Raw genomic sequence first — 16,420 nt, forward strand, 5'->3', positions numbered from 1 at the left:
TTACCGAGAACTGGATCGGCGCTCACGAACGCCAAGATGAGACCGTGAGAAAGGCGCAAGAACTCGGCACTCTCGAGAACTCCTCGACGCCAAGAAAAATCTCTTCGCGCGACAAATGCGGATAACCGATAGTCGATGCCTGGGTGCCCGCGGAATTGACAAGCGTGATGACCTTGCTTTCTTCCAGCCATCCGTTTTCCACAGCTTGCTTGTGAAGGACCGTCCCCGGATACGGTGCGGCGAGGGATACCTGGATCGTGTGCGGATTGATCTCCTTCGCGTATTGGATCGTTTTCTGTATCGTTTCGTGCGTTTCGCCGGGAAGCCCAAGAATGAATGTGCCGTGGATCTTGATACCGAGCTTGCGGCAATCGTCACTGAAGCGGCGCGCCATATCGGTTCGCGGCCCCTTTTTTACATTCACGAGAATCTGGTCGTCTCCGGACTCGTAGCCTACGAGCAGGAGCCGCAATCCGTTTTCCTTCATCACTTTGAGGGTTGAATACGGAACGTTCGCTTTGGCGTTGCATGACCATGTCACGCCGAGCTTGCCCAGGCCGCGAGCGATCTCCTCGGCCCTCGGTCTGAGATCGGTGAAGGTATCGTCGTCGAACATGATCTCCTTCACTTCCGGCATGTTGTCCCTGATCCATTTCACTTCTTCAAGGACGTGCTCGACCGAGCGGGTGCGATAGCGATGCCCCCCGACCGTATGCGGCCAGAGGCAGAACGTGCAACGCGACTTGCAGCCTCGACCCGTGTAGATCGAGACATACGGATGCTTGAGGTAACCGCTGAAGTAGTTCTCGCTCTTGAGGTCACGCTTGTAGACGGGCGCAACGAACGGCAACTGGTCCATGTCTTCGAGAATCGGCCGGGCGTCGTTGTGCGTGATTCCGCCGTCGGGCAAGCGATAGCTGAGACCCAGAATCGATTCGAATGGAAGTCCCTGCGCGATGTCGCGACAGGTGAAGTCGAATTCTTCACGGCACACGAAATCGATCGCATCGCTTGCGACAAGCGAGCCGTGAGGATCGACGGCCACCTTTGCCCCGACCATCCCGATCAGGATGCTGGACTTGCGCCGCTTCAAATGCTCCGCGAACTGCGCATCGCTCGAAAACGATGGCGAGCTCGTATGAATGATGACCAAGTCGTATTCCTGAGCAATGTCGAGCGTCGCATCCAGAGACAGGCCATCTGCGGGCGCGTCCACGACGCGGCTGCCCTCGACCAGCGCGGCAGGCTGCGCGAGCCACGTTGGATACCAGAAGGATCGAATCTCGCGCCTCGTCTGGAAACGTGAGCCCGCTCCGCCGTCGAAGCCGTCGAACGAAGGTGCTTGTAGAAATAGCGTTTTCATAAATGCCCTCAAAGATTACGGTCCGCTTGCGGGGATCAGTGGCCCACAGGGATTCGCCGGGCGCCGGCGATGTTCGCGAATTGATTCAGGCTTTCAAAAAACTATGCTGGTCACTCTGGACCGCTGGTACGGGCGCCATCCTCTGAGGTGGGAACTCTGAACTACAGGAGGTCCGCTAAAGAATACTACGACCCTCGACCTTTGAATTGCAAAACCTCAGTCCCTTCTCCTTCAGTCGATTTTTACGTCGAGATTACAGCTTTGGCCGGCTGTCCTATCGGTGACCGGTGTCGCGAGACGCAGTGCGACGGGACCTCTGTTGTACGAACGGTGACGCCTATATTGAGCTTCCGCTCGATGAGTACGAGAACATTTACACGCATCGAGATATTCGACTGCATACGCGGTTTGCCTCAAACTGGCAGCCGCGTTGGACGGGAAATAACGCGCACAGCGACCCGTCAGTAACGGGCTGTGGCTGTATCGACGCGGATGCGCGTGTTCGCACCACCCAGTGCTCCATAGCGGGAGGCAATCGATGAAGCAAAGTCGAGACGATACGGACGGCGTGCGCGTCGGCAATGGTCAGCACATCCGCCCAGCCGAATTTTTTGCTGATGGCAGGCTTTCTTGCATATCGCGCCCCGTTGGCGTCGGCCGATGCCCGAGCGGCGGCCCGACGCGTATTGGTCGCCGTTCTCGAAGTAGCGATCGCGCGCGGATTCGCTGATTCAGATTTTCTCCAGGCGATGATGACGAACGCCGAAAAGTCTTCACGCATGTTAATGCTGGCGAAGCAAGCCACGGCTGCTGTCGGCAATACGGCCCCTTACTGCACGTGATTCTCAGCGCTGGCGTAATGAAGGAATCGGACTCGTAAAAGCAGTTGGTAGCCAACGTTCTCGCATCGAGTGAACTCCACTAAGTTGCGCAGAATCCTCGACGGCCGTTTGGGCCGCATCGCTACTTCTTCTTCCCGGCACGCATGAAACGCAGCGCAAAACCGACGAGCTTCGGCATCGTTTCGGGGCGCAGAAGGCGCCTGTCATACCCCGAGAAGCGTCGCTCATTCTCGGCAAGACATAGCGTCATGAGTTCGCGCACGCCAATCTGCACCGACGACAGAGACTGCGTGCCGTTGACGGTGAAGTTGTTATCCTGCTTGCGCTCGTTGCCTTCGGCATCGAGCGTCCGCGCAAGGCCCATCCGCTCCCAGATCAGAAACGCCCACACGCCGGCCACCTTCAGCTCGAAGCGGATGCGTCGCCACCAGGAAAGCTTTGCGCGATGCCATGCCGCCCAGTTTGCAAAGAGCAGGATATGGCGGCATTCCTCTTGCATGACCGGCTCGGAGGTCTCGACCAGCTCAGGTGGAAAGAGGCCCGAGCGGCGGGCGACCTCGAACAGGCCGAAAGCAAAAAAACTGTCGATACACTCGCTGTAACCTGTGACCAGGTAGGCCCATTCCGTATCCCGGGGATAGACATACGGTGCTTCGCTCGCAAGCGGAATGCCATATGCGGCGACCAACCGCGAAAGCACCTCCTTATGGCGGTTCTCTTCCCACGCATTCAGCGCCAGCGCGTCACGTCCGTCAGGCTCGCTGAGGGTGGCTGCATACGCGGCCATGCGCAGCCGGGCGCGTCCCTCCGTCTGCACTGCGATGTCCCAGATCGGCAGGGAAACGATCCTCGCAAGTGCGTCGGGTGCAAGCTGCGGCCAGTCGAGGACGGACGGGCGGTACGGACTGAAGTTCTCCTGAAACATTCGGCACATTTCGCGCCGATGCTCATCGGAGCCCGGTTCGAGGGTACCCGTGACATGGCTTGTCCACTGCCTGACGCTGCGATCCGCGGCTTCGATGGTCGCCTGATCGGGCATGCGCTGCGGCAGCACCGCGCGCGGAAGCCTTGAATCAAGTGTTCGACAGCAAACCCGTCAAAGAGAGGTCCATCCATTCTGGAAGCGCCCAGGTGAATGCAACACTACAAATTAGGAGATCACTCGAACATCTTGCGTCGAAACTGCGGGCAGCAGCTGTTCTGGCAGGATCGTCTTCAAGGCCGCAGATCATGTGGGATCGCGCCGCCGTTCGCTTCTGCCTAAACAAATGAAGTCACCAAGACTGTCGCCTCGACTCAACAAGATTTCAGTTCCCATTCGCGTGCCCCGGCTTCACCGCCGCCGGGCGCGGCTGGCCAAACGAACGTTCGGCCACGTGCCAGTAAACGAGCCCAGGCACAAAGAACAGCAGATCCCGCACGCGCCGCGCGCCTGCCAGTGCGAGGCAGGTGGGTGCATCGAGACCGAGCATGCCGCCGATCAGAACGAAGCCGCCTTCCTGCACGCCGATGCTACCTGGCACGACAAAGGCCACACTGCTCACGAGCTGGATCAGTGCCTCGAGCACGAACGCGGTCGCGAAGTTCGCGTCGGACCCGAGCACGCGCAATGCAACCCAGATCTCGAACGCCAGACCGAGGCACTGAAGCGTCTGCCAGATGAACAAATAGCGAACCACGACGCCGGTCTGTCGCCAGATAAGCTTGATCGACTGATCGATGCGCGCCGACTTGCCAACGAGCGCGTACACCTTACCACTCGTGACCCGGTTGAGCGTTCGCGCGGCGCGTTCAAACGGCCGCGCATGTTGCACGAGCGCGAACAGCAAGAGCACCGGCATGAGCCCGGCCAGACCCCACGCCAGCCTTCCCGCAAGGCGCACGGAGTCCGACGAGGCCAGCTGCGCCACATATCCGAGGGCGATGAGTGCAAAGACGACCTGGCTGATCAACGTGAGCTGCATGTCCACGACGAGACACGCCACGGCCGTCGCCGGGCGCGCACCGACCCGGCCAAGCAGCCGGAATGAAACGATCTCCCCGCCGATGCGCGCCACGGGCAGCAATCCGTTGATCGACTCGCGAATCCAGACGAGCTTGAGCATGGTCGCAAGCGAGGGGCGCTCCGCATCGCGTATCAGCATGCGCCAGTCCCAGGCGTTCGGCACCATCGCCAGGATATGGACGAGGGCGGCGAGCACCAGGCCCACGCCGGCGGACTGCAGCAGATGCAGGATCGCAGCAGGATCATCGCGCCAGATGAGCCACGCTGCGATCGCCGAGCCAAGCAAGGCGGCAACAGATCCGAGATATTTCATCTGGGGACGGCCTGTCTTGAAAGAGCAGTCATCGTCGACTCGTTGGTCGTTCCAGGCTTGGATCATGTTGGACGCACGGCGACAACAAACCGTGCTCGTCAACATCGAAGCGTTGTCCACGCCATAACACGCGGGACGAGAGGAAGCTCGCGACGTAGATTACGAATTGAAGAACATCCCATAGCGGAAGCCAAGGAAATCCGCTGCAACGCTCGCCCGTCGCGCGATCCGTCTGCCAGACCAATATCGCGCGGACGATGAGCGTCAACACGACCAGCCCCCAGGCCAGCGGATTGCCCCCTGAAAACAGTACGACGAGCAAGGCGAGCGGAAACGGATGCATCAGGATAGCACCGAGATGCCCCGTCGGATCCGCAGCGCGAATCGTGCGGCTCCAGCGCAACTCGTGCGCAAATAACTGGCGAAACGTGGTCTCGACGCAACCGTGACGTACGACGAACGGTGGAATGGCTACCGAAAAACCGCTGCGGCGCACCGCTTCGCCAATCGCGTAGTCTTCTGCGAGATGATGCCCAAACTGCGCGAGACCGCCTATGCGCATCAGTGTGGCCCTTGTCATGGCAATCGTCTGGCCGAAGCAGGGTCGCGCGCGTCCAATCGACAATCCGGTGACTACGCCGGGCAGGAAATGATAATCGGTCATCGCGGAACTGACCCGAGGCCAGAACCGGGGCGCGCACATTCCGCGATAAGCGCTGGTGACCAACCCAACGCCAGGTTGCTGAAGCGCACCTACGATGTCGCGGAGGAAGCGCGGGGCCACACGTACATCGCTGTCGGCAAAGCAAAGCACATCGTGCTCCGCGCGATCCAGAATGTTTGTAAGATTGGCAATTTTCCGGTTGGGCCCATTCATCCTGCCGTCCACCACGACGGTTATGCTTTTCTCGGGAAATCGCGCGCGCAGTGAGTCGACAGCGCTGAGCGCCGCATCAGATTGGTCATGGACGCCGAAGACATATTGAACCGGTCCCGGATAGTCCTGCTCCACGAAACTCGTCAAGTTCTCCAATAGCTCCCATTCCTCGCCGTGCAACGGCTTGGCAACGGTAACTGCAGGGAAGCAAACTGGTGCGAAGATCGGACACGAAAAGAACCGGCGCATAAGGAAACTGGCCGATACGGTATACACGATGCCAAGCCCCGCACACAGTGCAGACAACGCGGCAGCGAAGGCGAAGAATAGATGGACAACATGCGGCTGAGCCATATGCCTCCGGACCGTGGCACCTCTGGGACATCAGAGACTGCCTGACCGAAGCTTAAGACAGCCTTAACGTCGAGGCCCCCTAGCTCGTTTGTCGATTCTTGCTGGTTCGCGACCGGCCGGAATAATGGGCACGAACCAGTTTCTGGCGCATCCGCATGGCGTCGCCCGGTGCGTTCCGCACTGATCGTCGATATTGTTGCTGATGTGGACGAGGTGGCCAGCACCCGCAATACGGGTCCGCAAGCCACGAACGGGCGAGCACGGATGCAGTACGTCTGACGAGGCGCTCTCGGTCATTCGTAGCATGGCAGCGCGCTGTTCCGATCAGGACATTGCCTCATCACTAAACCGCATGGGCATATGAACCGGTCAAGGCAAGACCTGGACCGCACACCGTGTGAGCTCGATTAGGCGCGTGCGTGACATCCGCGCCTACCGGCCGGCGGAGAAGAATGGCGAATGGTTGACGATGTTCGAAGCCGCGACTGCTCGGCGTCACCAGTCACGCGATCCGTCGGCTGATCAACGATCGGGTTCTACCTGCCGAGCAGGTGATGCCCGACGCAACCGTGGCAGATCCGTGGCGACGATCTGCATTCCGAGGCGGTCGCTAGCGCTCTGACCCGCAAACACCGCCCGTGTCGCAAAGCTGTCAAAGGACAGATCCCAATGCTTATCGAGGATTCGAAAGGAGGTGCACAGTGAACGCCCAATTGCCAGACGCTAAACACTAAAACCCCTTTTGGACTTCAGTTTGAACCGCCCTTGTAGTCTCTGTATTGCAATGGAATCGTCAGTACGTCATCGAAGGTCGCCGAGGCGGCCGGGAATTTTCTCGTTGTCGTATAGAAGTGGATGTACGATTCGCGGCCTGAGACGATCTGCATGTTGTCCATCTTGAGCGTCTGTATTTCATCGACGATCTCCACGAAATCGACATCGGGATCGGCAATCCCGAAGTCTTCCTTGGCCGTCATCGAATAGGACGCATTTTGCAGCAAGGCGATCGGGTCGGCATATTTTCCGGCATAGACGACAGCGGGATATCCCAGCAGGGGCCGTTTGATCGTAAGCTCGTTGTTCGAGAACAGGATGTCGTCCGTATTCGCCGGCACGTCCGAAATGCGGACAATATCGCGAGCCACGAATCGGCGGAAGCGGCACTTGGCAACCTGCGAGGGGATCTCAAGCTCCGGCGCGTCCTGAGGCCGAGGGCCGCGCCACTCGTGTCCGCCAGGCGTACACGGACCTGGAAGGCGTGGCCATACCGCAGCGGCGTGGCAAGAGGCGCCGCTTTAGACATGGCGTTCAGTTTGTTGAGTCGGAGTGGCCAAAGAATCAGACAGGCTATGCGCGATCTCGAGCGCGGTCAACGCAAGAACGCCGCCCTCCCAATCGTTGTCGGCACGCATGACAAAGCACACGTACTTCAGCGTGACGACGACGATGATGGACAGAGGGATCAGCGACACGATCCCATAGACGTTCGTCGGACTCACACCGCCTGCGGCTTTTAGGCATTTCCTGAATTCGTGGAGTGGGCTCGTGCCAATGTCACCGAAGGCGACGCCGATCGCCCCGAGCGTGAGTGCGGGCATGCCCGAGTTTCTCGAGACTCTGTTTGAAGAACAGAACGTCGACATGGTTGCATGCTTGATGAATGGTTCGTCGCCTAGATCGTCCGGCGCGTGAGACCCCCACCGTCGCACATTCGAACCTGCCGATTCGTCGGTAGCATTGTCGCAAGAACTCTTTCTCCTTCATCAGGCGTTCGCGATGCCGAGCAGGGTGCATCGGAGATTAAACTTTCCAAAATGAACGGCCAGACCGATCGCCATCCCGCGGTCAAGAAGCGTGTCTCTATACAGCGTTAGCCAAGGCAACTGCTCGCCCCGGAGCGGTAGCGCTCCCAGCGAATCGATGCCGAAACAGAAATTAAGAATCGATCGAGCCTACCAACGCTGTTGCTACGCTGGTGAGATCGCCGGTAAATGTTGCTGCGCTTCCGAATCGTGGAAGCAAGCCACACAAAAAGGCGAGTTTCCATCTCGAAACCTTAAGGACGGCTTAAGCGCGGGACATTTCGCGCGCAGGGAAAACGATAAGATTCGTCAGCTTGGTGACGTGCTTATGCTATAGGAAGCGTCCATTGTTACTTTCGACGGGTGCTTGACGCAGGTCATGGTCATCTCCAACAATGATAGGAGGCGTGCGATGCCGAGGTCCATGCGGGTGAATGCGTTGATCGCATTAGTAGCTATCTTGATCGCGGGTTGCGGCGGCCATGACAACGACAATGGAGCGCCGCATTACGTATCGGACATATCGGTTCCGAACATCAAGGCGGGCGTTAATTTCTCGTTCGATATTGGCACCGTTTCCGGTACCCGTTATTACTTCACCGATAGAAATAACGCGTCACTGGATCAAATCGACATCCCGTCGAAGACGTTCGTCAAGGCCATCCAGGGTACCGGCAATCTCGCATTCACGGGACTTGGCCCAGGCCCGAACTCGATGGCCGGTCCGGACGGTGCGACGCCGGTCGGCAGTCTCATCTACGTGGGCGACGTGAACTCGGTAAAGATCGTCGATCCCAGTGCGGGTGCCATCGCGAGCAAGATCACCGTGAGCACGACGGGCGTGCGCGCCGATGAAGGCTGTCTCGATCCCACTCACAACCTCTTCATGATCTCGAGCCCGGAGGAACCGGTTCCGTTTGCGACCTTCATCAACACAGCGACGCAGACCGTCGTCGCCAAGGTGACGTTCACCGACAACGCGGGCAAGCCCACGGCAGGGCTCGAAGCGTGCCGATACGACCCGGCCAGTGACAACTTCTTCGTGAACGTCGACGGCAGCACCGCGAATCCTCATGGTGAGCTAGTGAGACTGCCAGGAGCGTCCATTCGTGCGATACCAAGCGGAGGCACCCAGAACTACATGACGCTTGCGGGCGTCGCGATCTATGGAGAGGGCAACTGCGATCCAACCGGCCTTGCTCTTGGACCTGGAAGCGATATCGCGGTCGGATGCAGGGAAGGGACAACGAACGCGCCCTTGCTGATGGAGATATTCGACCGTTCGAATGGCGCACTTCTGGCCTCGCTCAACGCAGGCGGGGGCGATCAGCTTGAATATGATGCCTCAACCAACCGTTATTACAACGCGGCCAGCAGGTGGACGTCTTCCGGCAACGCATCGACGAATGGCGCCTGCTCGTCCGCATCGCCGTGCACCCCGGTGCTGACAATCGTGGACGCAGGATCTCGAAGCATTGTTACCCGCCTCGCCACAGGCAACAACGCCCACTCGGTTGCCGTCGACCCGACGACAGGCCTCATCTTTGTCCCGTACTCGTCAGCGACATCCCCCGCAGGTTGTTCAAATTGTGCGGCCAATGGGTTCGTCAACGGTGGGGTGTCCGTATTTGCGGCGAAGTAAGCGCATTCGCAATGTGAGGACAAGGCGGCGCGTCCTCGCCGCCGCTTCGCCCTCCTCGAGCCTGCGTCTGCCACAAAGAAGAGGGCTAAACTCACAAGATTGGCAGGTCATGGTCATACAAAAATCAGTGACCAGGCGCTGGGAAGCGAGCGCTGGCTGAAAACAGTTCGAGAACCTGCAATGCTTCTTGAACTAACAATCCAACGCGTCGAAAAACGCAATTCCGAGTACGAGACGCTTTTGCCCGAGGGCTCACGCTCGTCCGACTTCGCCAGCGGCTGGAGCAGGTCGCCGATCGCTACGCGCATCCACCGGAATAGGTCGAAAAAGCGGAGCGCACCGATAAATTTAAAAATCCGTCGATGCCGCGCTTTTGCATTTGCGCACCACGCGACCTTCGCAACCACGGCGCCATGTTCCATACTCGACCTAAAAAGGACCTAGAACGCGTTCCGCTTGGATGGCCGGATTCCCGCCTCCTGCGGACCTTGAACACGCTTGTAGCACCTTGCCAGGTCTCGGAATCGCCGCGGACACCGACACCGCCCGCCGGCGCAACACCATGAACTCCGATCCCGCTGTCGGTCATTCCTCCGACGCCACTGGACGCCTTGCCAGCGCCGAATACGCCGACACCACCGTCACAGTCGCCCCGAACTCCGGGGCCGTTTGTGCTAACACCGTGAACTCCGATTCGGTTGATGCTCATTCCTCCAACGCCGCTTGACCGTTGACTGCGCCCCAAACATCAACTCCACTTATCAAAGTACCGATTACTCCGGTACCTTCGCCGCTGTTCCCTTTGACGCCTTCGCCACCTTGACATCGGAACGCCACTGTGCGGCCAAGAACTTCGTTGGCGCGGCTGCGATCGACGGTAATAACGACTTTGATAGCCGACCCCCGGATGAAAAAATCCCGCCTCGGTTTGCCCGGGCGGGATTTTAGCTTCTGCTGAGTCGACTGCTCAACGCTGCTGGCAGTCTTCTTCCGCGTCCTGCACTTTCTCGCGGTACTGCTCGAACCAGCGGCGCTCCTGGATGGACGGCGTCCAGCCAGCGGTATTGTGGCGCTGATTGCCACAGCCGAGACAGGAACACATCTGAGGCGTCTGCACGACCTTGCCGCGCACCTTTTCAGTCACGCCTTCAGGGGCGTGGGGCGCTTCGTCGCGCGCCGAGCCTGAATGGGCTCCAGCGCTCCCAGCATCGCGCAAAGAACGAGGCAGAGCGTTCCAGCGCATTTCTAGCGTCACCGACGCCGTTGCTTAGCCCGTCATGGGTGGAAGTTCTCGATTTGGCTCGCGCTGAGGTCGGTTGCAAAGCAATGCGGGTGCTCGAAGCCCATCGGAGACGAACTGGGAGCGTAGAGGATGTTGTCCGTGTTATTCGGCCCTTGGCCCTTCGGGACGCTACCGAGACCGGCAAGTTTGCGCATTCGATAGGCAATGGCGTGGTCGGCGCACGCGCTGTCGCCACTCACCCCTAGCCCGCCGATGACCTTGCCGCCGGCGTAGAGGGCCACGCCTCCGCCGAACGTGATGACGCCGCCGAGCGTACGGCCGATCCCGCTGCCCTGTTCGAGGAAGCGCGGATTGAACGGGTTGGAATTGTTGAGGCCGTAAAGCGATCCACCGGGCTGGGTCGCCCCGTACAGGTTGGCGGTCGAGAGCGCGAGCGCATCGTTGCTGAATCCATTCGCCGTGTATGCCTTTGCGATGGCGATTGCGCGGCTTCCGGGCCATGCGTCCCCGGTCTTAGTAACGGAACAGAGGTGGCCCTCCCGATCCACGATCGCCGCCCACATCCGGTTGGGCCTGAAAATGCCACCGTTGCCATCGGTCGCACCGACCGCGACGTTAAGCTGCCGCTCCACCAACGAGACCGTTCCCTGCGGCAGCATGCAGCGTGCGCCGGGCTCGTCGTCATTTTCGTTGGCGAGCGACGGGTGAGCGACGCTAAGGCCTAAGGCGATGGCAAGAACTGAGATAGAACGGAGTGCCTATGGCCAACAGGAGATTCGTTAGGCACGCCCGAAAATTAGGTTCGGTCGAACTTTGGATAACTTGTTAATGCGTTATGGCGCCCCTTCGCGGGGTTATGAAGTGATCTTCTGCCTGGGAAGGGGACGTCGGAAGTCGACGCTCTCGCTGGGATTGCTTCACCTAATAATTTCACAGGCTTTCCAGAAATTTGAGCACTGAATCGGATGGGTGGTAAAAAGTCCCCTTGATTTCGGGCGCCTTCAGTGCCGCCAGTGCTCGCCGTTTCATAGCCTGATCGGCCTCGACGTAGCCATGCGTGGCCACAGGACTTTCATGTCCCAGCCAAAGCGCGACCTCAGTGATACCAACACCGGATTGCAAGAGGTGCATAGCAACCGTATGCCTCATGGTGTGCGAAGTAATATGGCGATTCAGAAGGGACGGACAGGTCTTTGCTGCTGTCATCAACGCCAGCGTGAACCGTTCAGCCACATTTGCGCGCGTCATTGGCCCACCATGGCGACTTGGCAACAGGGGCTGTTCCGGTTGCAAGCCCTGGTCACGTATCCACGCACGTATCTCGGTCGCAGTTTCACACCACAAAGGTACCGCACGCTGTTTACGTCCCTTGCCATGCAGGCGTACCCACGGCGTCGCGGCGAGCGTTACATCGGCCACCCGGATTCCGATCAGTTCTGACACTCGGGCGCCAGTGTTGTAAAGCAGCGCGAGCAATACACGATCGCGCCGTCCGAACCACGTACCCGAATCGGGTGCATCCAACAAGGCGTGAACTTCCTCCCGGGAGAGAAATCCCAGAAGAGGTCTCTCGAAACGTTTCGTCGGGATCGAGAGAATTTGCTGCGCCAGGTGCAGGGCCTGCGGACATCGCATCGTGACGTAATGACAGAACGCACGTATCGCGGCAAGCCGGGCATTGCGACTTCGGATGCTATTGCACCGTGCAGTTTCGAGGTGGTCCAGAAAAGCAGTGATCAAGGTGACGTTGAACTCGTCGAGAGTGAACTTCTCCGGCGGCTTATGGAGCTGTTGCTGAGCGTAGGTCAGTAACATGCGGAAGGTGTCGCGGTAAGATTCGATCGTTCTTGGACTGGCATTCTGCTGCTGCATCAGCCGCTCGATGAAGAATCGCCGAAGGAGGGAGGCAAACTCGTGTGGCTGGCTAGTGATGGGGCTCATGTCGATTCCCCTTGGGTGTATTGATGGAAACGATTTCCCACAATAGCCATCAGTTCTGGCACCGCGGTGCAGTACCAGTAAGTGTGGGCAACTGATGCGTGGCCAAGATAAGTCGAGAGCGCAAGAATCGCATGATCAACATCGGTCCCTTTGCAGTGGAGACGCAACAGGCTGTTGACGACAAAGCTATGTCTGAAGTCATAACAGCGATGATGCGCATAATCGCCACGTGGCAACCATCCAAGTCGGCGGCATAATGTTTCCAAGGCACACTGGAGGGTTCGTACGTCGGCAGACTGACCATTATCGAGCAGAAAGAACCGCTCGCTGGATGGCTTGCGCACCAGGCGATCACGTAGTCGAGCATAGGTGCGTAACGCCTCTGTTGCGCTCGGATGCAATGGAATCCAGCGGCTTCTATGCCCCTTCGCCTCTTGGACAAACAACAGTCCCTGGTCGAGATCGACGTCGTTACGTGTCAGGCGGATGGCCTCTATCGGGCGTAATCCGCTCGCTTCGAGCAGCCCTATCATGGTCGCGCAGGTGGCAGGGCGCAGGCCGTCACGAGGTTGAAGGCCGGCGGCAGCGGCCATCAGTGTCGATACTTCCTGTTGGGTGAAGATATGTGGGGTCAGTCGTCTATAAGCTTTGCCTAACAGCCCTCTTGGCGGCATCTCGGTCATTGGATCGAAACGCTGCCAGTACCTCGCGAAGCCCCGCAGAAGCTCAAGACGCCGGGCCCATGTGAAGGGATGCTGGTGTTTCGTCGAACGAGCCCACGCCACCGCGAGTTCGACAACAAGGTGTGACTGCGGCGGCATCTGTTGATCAGCGAACCGGCCGAATTGCTGCAGTCTGGAAGAGTCGCCCACCACGTTAAATCCAGCGTTGCGCCGATAGGCAAGATAGTCTTCGACCCTCGCGGTCCACAGTTGTGGCGTATTCATGACCGGCTCCCCGGCCATGGTTGAGCTACCGTGCGCAGTCGATCCAGATCCACCCTGGCATAAAGCGTTGTTGTGTTGAGATGCTTGTGCCCCAGTACATCGGCAACTTCTTTCAGCGATGCTCCACTTCGAACAAGGCGTGTCGCTGCAGTACGCCGCAGCACGTGGACGCCATGAAATCGCTCGCCGAGGCCGGCGCGAACAAAGCCGCATCTGACGAGGTCGGTGATGGCACCAGCGCTGATCGGCTTGTCGTATGGCGCTATTTGCCGGACAAATATGGCGCGATTACTGGTGTCTGGGCGTCCGTACTGCAGATAGCGGACCAGTGCCTCGCCTGTTTGCACCGGCAGCGGTAGCTCTCGTTCCCGGCCACTCTTGTTACCGGTCAGCGTCACGATTCCATTCTGCCAATCGAATGATCCCAACTGAAGACGCACGACTTCCATGCGACGCAAGGCCAGATCGGCCAAACACCGTGCGATTGCGAAATCGCGCATGCCAATCGGCTCCGTCAAATCGAATGCGGCTAAAAAGAGTCCTAGCTCCCTGTCCGTCATCGCAAGCGGCAGGCGCGCCGGCATCGGCGGTGCCATATGCGGGATCGCGGCCAGGAGAGCATGGGTGTCATTCCCCTGCAAGCTTCGAAACCGCAGATAACTTGCGAGATCAACACAGTAGGCACGACGTGTAGCGTGACTCCGGCCTTTGAAACAGCGTGTGATGAAGGCCTCGATATCCATCGGAGCTAGCCGGTCAACCGTCACTGGCCCCTGACCGAAGACAGAGTTAAGAAAGTGGCGAATATACCCGAGACGGTTACTGCAAGTGGTCTGTGCATAACCGCCAATGTCGACCAGGTATTGCCTGAACAGTTCGAGTTCGATGTCGACCGGCGTCTGCAACTGAGTTCGGTGAGCGTTACTCATCCCCTCCTGCTTCAGGACAGCCAGGAGATGCCGAAGAGCCGCCCGGACCGTGTTGACATGGCGCATACACGGCCGAGAGCATCTGCAATCCGGCAAATGAACATCCACGAACTCCGCTACGAGAACGTCATTGAGATCCGCAAGAGTTAATCCCTTGTCTAGCCGGTGCGTGAAGTGGACCAAGGATGCCAGATAGCGTTGAATCGTATCGTCCGCATATCGCTGGGCACGCAGATAATTGACATACTGGGGAAGGATCGCGTCAACGGGGCTCCCGACAATTCTGCTACTGCGCGGTGAGGTCGCCGACAAAATACTGTCAGACATGATGTCCTCCTGGAAACAGGATGCAAGGCTCTACAGGAGAACACCAAAATTAGGTGCATTTCAATGAAGGCACAGATCGCTTTTTTACGGGGGAACCTGCGTGCCGGACACTTATCGTGTCACCACCCAACCTAATTTCCGGGCGTGCCTAACGACCCTCCGGTTGGTCATGGACACTCCGTTCAGAAAGAACGAAGCGTACCCATCTGGGAAGTTCAAACGCGTTCAACACCCGGCGCCGGTGGCGCCAATACGCCGATCCCGGAATGGGGCGGTTTCAAATCGAAGTGCAACAAGGGGCTTAATGTTTTGCGCCTTGCGGTTGGCTTGCTTTGAAGCTGTCTAAGTGTCGGTATCAACTCTAGACGAGCCGTTCAATACAGATGGATTGTCGCGAATCAGGCCGCCTATGCTTTCTGAAGTCTGAAGTCCTATAAGACTAGCGGCAGGTCGTGGTCCGTCAGACACATGCTCCAATGACTTTTCACGCCAAGCCGACGCTATTGTAAAGAACAGCTCTCGTCCCGCGCACCCGTTTCGTTTTCCGTTCGAAGTGTTCGCGCTCCAACACTCGCCTGGGCGAGCTAACCCTCAGGGTGAGGGACTCGGCCTGCGGGCCTCGTTTACATACGACGACCGCAGGCCTCGCTAAATGTCCCAGGAAGTTGGAGCGGCTCTCGTCTATTCTCGAGGCCCAACCCACGCGACCACGACGAAGTGCCGCGGAGAATTTGGAAGAGTCCAAAACGTTGTGCCGTCTGAGGCGTCGGACTATTATCGAGACGGGCAGCGTAGCCGAGCCCTGCCTGGGGTCACATCTCTGCACGCTAGACTCCTTGACTGAATTGATCTTGTAGCAGTCGAGTCAAGTTTTCTACGCGGCGATTTTGACCTGATCGCACCAGGTGTTGACGGCCTGCTCGGCGGTGCGGAAGCTGCGTTGCAGAGACGCTGGCGACTCGGCAGGCGCCTGAGGGCTAACCAATGCAAGGCCCGGGCGCAAGATGCGTGAGTACACACGCGTATAGAAGAGTGCCGTATGCAGCCCAAGATTTGTGAGCCGATAGCGGTGGGTCTTGGGCACTCGCTCGATCAGGCCATGCAAGCGCAGGCGTCGTAGCTCGTAGCTCATGCGCCCGGGACCGATTTCGCCGGGACGCAGGCCCAGCAGCACGGCGTAGGCCTGCCGCAGGTCTTGATTGGTAAAGCCGCGTGCGATGAAGACGAACATCACCAGCGCCTGCAGCAGCGACTGGACCTTCGGGTCGGCAAAGCGCAGCGCCGGTGCGCGCTGCCCGTCAACATGGCGCGGACGCTGCAGGTCCTGAAACGCGTCTTCGCCCAATGCACAGTCGTGGCTGATCTGCTCGATTTCGAGCATGCGCCGATTCGCTGCAAAGCCGATTCGGCGTAGCTCGGGCAAGTTGCGCAGCAGCCGTCCGACACCAAAGTCGCGGGTGTCGTTGATGGTGGTCTCGGTACGTAGAGCCTGACCCTCCTTGTGGTACTGCTTGATGCGTGAACGTTTGTAGTCCACATGCAGCGAAGGGGTGACCCCTTCGGTAATCACCCGGGTGCGAAAGCGCCCCGGGGTGCGCCGATTGACGCGGCGATCGAAGATCAGTTGCACCTGGCCCGGGCGTCCGATGTCCAGGTTCTCGCGGATGACCTGCTCGAAGAAGATGCGCCCCGTCACCGGTCGATCGAGCACCTGGGTCAGCGCGAACTCGGCCTGCAAGATCGACAGCGCGTAGCGGAAACCGGCGGCCCGGTCGCGCCGATCAAACGGATGCGGTAGTCGTGCCAGCCATTTGCGCAGCAGCCGATCAATCTTG

12 protein-coding genes and 3 pseudogenes are annotated in these 16,420 nt (G+C 58.9%); 2 read left to right on the forward strand and 13 right to left on the reverse strand.

What is annotated here, in order from left to right:
- Positions 1-76: 76 nt before the first annotated feature.
- Positions 77-1,363 (reverse strand): annotated as a pseudogene (hpnJ, locus tag AWB81_RS34350) (hopanoid biosynthesis associated radical SAM protein HpnJ); the annotation flags it as partial.
- 581 nt (positions 1,364-1,944) lie between these two features.
- On the opposite strand from hpnJ, the gene AWB81_RS34355 reads away from it, so the two are divergent.
- The gene (locus AWB81_RS34355; protein ID WP_235026059.1) at positions 1,945-2,205 is read left to right on the forward strand and encodes a hypothetical protein; all 261 of its coding nucleotides are present in this window, start codon (positions 1,945-1,947) and stop codon (positions 2,203-2,205) included.
- A 121-nt stretch (positions 2,206-2,326) separates the two neighbouring features.
- On the opposite strand, the gene AWB81_RS34360 is transcribed toward AWB81_RS34355, so the two are convergent.
- The 5 genes and pseudogenes from AWB81_RS34360 to AWB81_RS34385 all read right to left on the reverse strand — a co-directional run.
- Positions 2,327-3,259, reverse strand: a complete 933-nt coding sequence (locus AWB81_RS34360) for a ferritin-like domain-containing protein (RefSeq protein ID WP_235026060.1) — start codon at positions 3,257-3,259, stop codon at positions 2,327-2,329.
- A gap of 253 nt (positions 3,260-3,512) precedes the next feature.
- A complete protein-coding gene (locus AWB81_RS34365; RefSeq protein ID WP_062641972.1) occupies positions 3,513-4,523 on the reverse strand; it encodes a lysylphosphatidylglycerol synthase domain-containing protein in 1,011 nt (336 codons plus the stop codon).
- A 28-nt stretch (positions 4,524-4,551) separates the two neighbouring features.
- Positions 4,552-5,754: a bacteriohopanetetrol glucosamine biosynthesis glycosyltransferase HpnI gene (hpnI, locus tag AWB81_RS34370; protein ID WP_062641974.1), complete on the reverse strand. Its 1,203-nt coding sequence runs from the start codon at positions 5,752-5,754 to the stop codon at positions 4,552-4,554.
- Between the two features lie 749 nt (positions 5,755-6,503).
- On the reverse strand, positions 6,504-6,899 hold the full coding sequence (locus AWB81_RS34380) for a hypothetical protein (RefSeq protein ID WP_062641976.1): 396 nt from the start codon (positions 6,897-6,899) through the stop codon (positions 6,504-6,506).
- 216 nt (positions 6,900-7,115) lie between these two features.
- Positions 7,116-7,397 (reverse strand): annotated as a pseudogene (locus AWB81_RS34385) (KUP/HAK/KT family potassium transporter); the annotation flags it as partial.
- 571 nt (positions 7,398-7,968) lie between these two features.
- On the opposite strand from AWB81_RS34385, the gene AWB81_RS34390 reads away from it, so the two are divergent.
- Positions 7,969-9,198, forward strand: coding sequence for a YncE family protein (locus tag AWB81_RS34390; protein WP_062641980.1), 1,230 nt, complete (start codon positions 7,969-7,971; stop codon positions 9,196-9,198).
- Positions 9,199-9,311: 113 nt separating this feature from the next.
- Here the strand turns inward: AWB81_RS34390 and AWB81_RS45115 are convergent, their stop codons facing one another.
- From AWB81_RS45115 to AWB81_RS34415, 7 genes and pseudogenes are all read right to left on the reverse strand, one after another.
- Positions 9,312-9,605, reverse strand: coding sequence for a hypothetical protein (locus AWB81_RS45115; protein ID WP_144444251.1), 294 nt, complete (start codon positions 9,603-9,605; stop codon positions 9,312-9,314).
- 560 nt (positions 9,606-10,165) lie between these two features.
- Positions 10,166-10,453, reverse strand: a complete 288-nt coding sequence (locus AWB81_RS45120) for a hypothetical protein (RefSeq protein ID WP_144444252.1) — start codon at positions 10,451-10,453, stop codon at positions 10,166-10,168.
- 20 nt (positions 10,454-10,473) lie between these two features.
- On the reverse strand, positions 10,474-11,100 hold the full coding sequence (locus AWB81_RS34395) for a GlcG/HbpS family heme-binding protein (protein WP_087135392.1): 627 nt from the start codon (positions 11,098-11,100) through the stop codon (positions 10,474-10,476).
- 271 nt (positions 11,101-11,371) lie between these two features.
- Complete coding sequence (locus AWB81_RS34400) at positions 11,372-12,382, reverse strand: tyrosine-type recombinase/integrase (protein WP_062641984.1); 1,011 nt, start codon at positions 12,380-12,382, stop codon at positions 11,372-11,374.
- Entirely contained in the window at positions 12,379-13,329 is a 951-nt protein-coding gene (locus AWB81_RS34405; protein WP_062641987.1) for a tyrosine-type recombinase/integrase, read from the reverse strand. The genes AWB81_RS34400 and AWB81_RS34405 overlap by 4 nt, the downstream gene beginning before the upstream one ends.
- On the reverse strand, positions 13,326-14,585 hold the full coding sequence (locus AWB81_RS34410; protein ID WP_062641985.1) for a tyrosine-type recombinase/integrase: 1,260 nt from the start codon (positions 14,583-14,585) through the stop codon (positions 13,326-13,328). Before AWB81_RS34410 ends, AWB81_RS34405 begins: the two co-directional genes overlap by 4 nt.
- 874 nt (positions 14,586-15,459) lie before the next feature.
- Positions 15,460-16,420: pseudogene (locus AWB81_RS34415) on the reverse strand (hypothetical protein); the annotation flags it as partial.

The organism is Caballeronia arationis, from assembly GCF_001544975.2.
GTDB lineage: Bacteria > Pseudomonadota > Gammaproteobacteria > Burkholderiales > Burkholderiaceae > Caballeronia > Caballeronia arationis.